The following is a 1629-nucleotide window of genomic DNA, read 5'->3' as shown; positions in this document are numbered from 1 at the left end:
CCCCCGCCGCCCCCGCCGCACACGGGCGGCATCCTCCCGCTGATAGGCGGCACCACGGGCCTGCTGACGGTCGCGGTCCTGGGCATAGCGCTGCTGCTCCTCCTCATCATCAAGGTCAGACTCCAGCCGTTCGTGGCACTCCTCGCGGTCTCCATGGCCGTGGGCCTGGGCGCCGGACTGTCGGTGACCGAGCTCTTCGGTACGGTCCAGAAGTCCGCCGCCGTCTCCACGGTCGAGGCGGGCATGGGCGGCATCCTCGGCCATGTCGCGATCATCATCGGGCTCGGGACGATGCTGGGCGCGATCCTCGAAGTCAGCGGCGGGGCCGAGGTGTTGAGCGCCCGGCTGCTGGCGCTCTTCGGAGAGGAACGCGCCCCCCTGGCCATGGGCCTGACCGGTCTCGTCTTCGGCATCCCGGTCTTCTTCGACGTGGGCATCTTCGTCCTCGCCCCGATCGTGTACGCGGCGGCCAAACGCTCTGGGAAATCGATCCTCCTCTACTGCATGCCGCTGCTGGCGGGCCTGTCGATGACCCACGCCTTCCTGCCCCCGCACCCCGGCCCGGTCGCGGCGGCCGGCCTCTTCCACGTCTCGCTCGGCTGGGTGATACTGATGGGCGCGCTCGTGGGCCTGCCGTCGGTGGCGGCGGCCTGGGTGTACGCCGCGTGGATCGGCAAGCGGATCTTCGTCGAGGTGCCGCAGGACATGGTGGAGGCGGCGCAGGAGGCGCGGGCGGCGGTGGCCGCGGAACGGGAGGCGGCGGGTCTGCCGCCCGCGTCGCAGGAGAAGCCGGTGCCGCTGTCCACGGTCCTGGCCGTGATCGGCACGCCGCTGCTGCTGATCCTGGCGGCCACGTTCTCGTCGATCGCCCTGGACCCCTCCCGTACGCGCTCGGTGATCGAGTTCTTCGGCCACCCCTTCGTGGCGCTGACGATCGCGCTGGTGCTGGCGTACTACCTGCTGGGGATACGCAGGGGCTGGTCCCGCACCTCCCTGGAGAGGGTCTCCACGGCCTCGTTGAAGCCGGTGGGGAACATTCTGCTGGTGGTGGGCGCGGGCGGGGTCTTCGGGGCGGTCCTGAAGGCGTCCGGCATCGCGGACGCACTCGCCAGGACCTTCCACGACGTGGGCCTCCCGGTGATCGTCCTGGCCTGGCTGATCTCGGTGGCCCTCCGGGTGGCCCAGGGCTCGGCGACGGTGGCGATCGTGACGACGGCGGGGATCGTGGTGCCGCTGGTGGAGGGCGGCGGGTACTCCCAGGCGCATCTGGCCCTGGTGATCATGGCGATCTCGGCGGGGTCGATCTTCGCGTCGCATGTGAACGACGGGGGGTTCTGGATGGTGTCGAAGTACTTCGGGATCAGCGAGCGGGACACGTTGCGGTCGTGGACGGTGCTGGAGAGTGTGCTGTCTGTGGCGGGGTTCGGGGTGGCGGCGGCCTTGAGCCTGGTGCTTTAGCCCCCAACCCGCCCCGGGGACCTGTGTTTGTCTGCGGGTGGGTGGTGGGCTGGTCGCGCAGTTCCCCGCGCCCCTTTTGGCCGGGGGTTTGTCTGCGGGTCGTGGTGGGCTGGTCGCGCAGTTCCCCGCGCCCCTTGGGGGGTGTGGGTGCTGTATCCCGGGATCCTCGGG

1 protein-coding gene is annotated in these 1629 nt (G+C 70.6%); it reads left to right on the top strand.

All coding sequences use genetic code 11. The annotated features are described in order from the left end of the window. Positions 1–1458, top strand: a 1458-nt coding sequence (locus ACJA3G_RS36545) for a GntP family permease (protein WP_406557320.1), incomplete at its 5' end; no start/stop codon positions are given. Positions 1459–1629: the final 171 nt, after the last annotated feature.

Origin of the sequence: Streptomyces sp. YS-3 (genome assembly GCF_045257485.1) — a bacterium.
GTDB lineage: Bacteria > Actinomycetota > Actinomycetes > Streptomycetales > Streptomycetaceae > Streptomyces.
The sequence above is the reverse complement of the archived record's forward strand: the minus strand, read 5'-3'. Positions and strand labels throughout refer to the sequence as shown.